The organism is Actinomycetota bacterium, from assembly GCA_005774595.1.
In the GTDB taxonomy this organism is placed as follows: Bacteria; Actinomycetota; Coriobacteriia; order Anaerosomatales; family D1FN1-002; genus D1FN1-002.
Window position 1 is genome coordinate 1 of record VAUM01000315.1, and the last position, 2,183, is coordinate 2,183.

3 protein-coding genes are annotated in these 2,183 nt (G+C 68.1%); all 3 read right to left on the reverse strand.

Annotated elements, in window-relative coordinates:
* The coding region (locus FDZ70_09545) for a hypothetical protein (GenBank protein ID TLM69740.1) at nucleotides 1-523 on the reverse strand (523 nt) is incomplete at its 3' end.
* A gap of 27 nt (nucleotides 524-550) precedes the next feature.
* Nucleotides 551-1,930: an HDIG domain-containing protein gene (locus FDZ70_09550; GenBank protein TLM69741.1), complete on the reverse strand. Its 1,380-nt coding sequence runs from the start codon at nucleotides 1,928-1,930 to the stop codon at nucleotides 551-553.
* Nucleotides 1,931-1,955: 25 nt separating this feature from the next.
* Nucleotides 1,956-2,135 carry a hypothetical protein gene (locus tag FDZ70_09555; protein TLM69742.1) on the reverse strand — a complete coding sequence of 60 codons (180 nt, stop codon included), beginning with the start codon at nucleotides 2,133-2,135 and terminating at the stop codon, nucleotides 1,956-1,958.
* Between the last annotated feature and the right edge of the window lie 48 nt (nucleotides 2,136-2,183).

Below are 2,183 nucleotides of genomic sequence, written 5' to 3' on the forward strand. Positions count from 1 at the left end.
TGCGCACATCGTCGCTCGCGAGCGCGCGAAGGAACTCCTCGTAGCTCTGACCAGCATCAGGACTCAGCAGAGTCGGGTCGACCGGCGCGAGGTCGACGTCAGCGGTGCGCACGGAGTGGACGCCGTCCGCGACGAGTACGCTCGCCACGCCCCCGTGGCGGCCCAGATCGGCCGCATCGCGCTGCAGGACGGCGAGCAGCGCTCTCAGGTCGCCCGGCGCCACGCCGGCCGTGAGCGTGATCTCAGCGACGCCGCGGATCCGGAGCGCCTCGGCGATCTCGTCCATCCCCGTCACGCCGTGGATCTCAGTACCGCGGTAGACCAGTCCTGAGCGTCCCACACCGAAGGTGAGCGTGTGAGCCGACGCGAAGTACGAACCGAGGGCCAGCGCCGCGGCCTCCAGTGCGCTCGCGCGGAAGGGGCCGGTATCGGGGTACAGCTTGTAGGCGCGCACGAGCATGACGAGCGCACGGGCACTTGCGACCACTTCGTGGGGGACCTCGGTGATTCGAGTGTCGTCCATCGTACTCGCCTCTCCCAGCGGCCGCCGTCAGACGGCGGCGAGGACCAGTCTCTCGCTTGAGACCGCAGGTGACGCCGTCATCTTCACGACATCACTCTGCGTGACCGGATCGGACGGGGTCGCGGCTCCGTCGAGGAGCACCGCGGCGAGCGTCTCGACGATCCGCGCATCCGCCGTGCCGTTCGCCTCATCACTCAGTTCGCGCAAGGCCTCCGCGGTGCCCTCCCGTCCGAAAGGCGTCCCCTCGGCGAAGGACTCGTACGCCTCGCACGCAGCGATGATCCGCGCAACCGTCGATCCTTGATCCGCGAGACCGGCAGACACCAAGGTGGTCCCTGGCCGGTCGTGATGAGTGCGGATGGCGGTCTGCACTGCTGCGCTGAAACCGGCGGCGGCCGCGATCTCGGCACCCACTCGCGAGTGCTGCTCGACGACGAGCCTTTGCTCGTGGGTGAGCGGCCCACCCTCGGCCGGGATATCGGGAGGCAGCGACAGCATGCCGATGTCATGGAACAGGGCGGCGATCCGTGCATCCTTGACGCACGCGCCACCCAGGCCGAGGCGCTTCCCGACATCCGCCGCAAGATCGGACATCGCGATCGCGTGCTTCGCGTACCGGCCTCGCCGTCCGCGGCACAGGTACTCCATCACGCTGAGCGTGCCCTCGATCTGGCGCTGCGCTTCCGCGAACGCCTCTTCGCGGTCCAGGGCCGATTCGAGGGTGCGGGCGATGAGACCGAGAGCGTCGGTCTCCGCCGGCGAGAACTCCCCTTCGCGACGCCAGACGCACAGCACCCGCCTGAGCTGCTCGCCGCACCTGAGCGGGACGGCGAAAGCGGTCCCGCCCGATCCGGGAGTCTCGATCCGCATGATCCCGTGACGCCCCAGTGCCTCGATGACGACGTGCATGAGCACGCGCTGCGCCTCCGCGTCGTGCGCTGGTCCGCGCAGATGCGTGTAGTCCACGTCGTCGCCGAGCACGGCCGCAGCGTCGGCGTCAAGACCCTGGGCGATCCCCCCGAGCACCATGCCGATGCCGTTCTCCATACCGGTCGCGCTCAGGATGCAAGCGGTCTCGTGCGACATGCGGAGCCACCGTACCGTGCTGTCGACCTCCTCGGTCTTGCGCTGGACCTCGACGCGCAAACGCCGGCGCTGGTCCCACAGGTACAGCAGGACGAGTAGGGTGAAGCCGGCGAGCTGCACCCTCACCGTGTGCGACGCGAGAAGCGCGCCGGCGGGGAGCGCCACGCCCGCGTTCGAGACGTACACGAGCAGCGAAGCCACGACCAACAGCAACGCCGCGACAAGCAGGCTCGATATCGCATCGAGCTGGATCTCACGCCTCTGTTCCTTCTTGACGTTCATGATGATGACCTCCCGTTGCCCCTTCAGGTGTTCGTGCACCTAGCGTTGCTCGTGTCGCATCCGCTCACATATTGGCCGCGAGGATGTCGTGCGACCCAGCGCCCACGTGGTACCCGCCTGCCTCGTTGCCGAGCGCTACGCAACCTTGGACGAGCACGTAGTCGACGAACTCCGAGTCCTCGTCGGTGAAGCCGTAGCGCTGACGCTCGTGGTCCGAATCCGACAGGCCGGACATGCAGCCCACGAAGCTGATCCGTTCGCAGCGATGGTCGACGGTGCCCCGGAGCGCGAA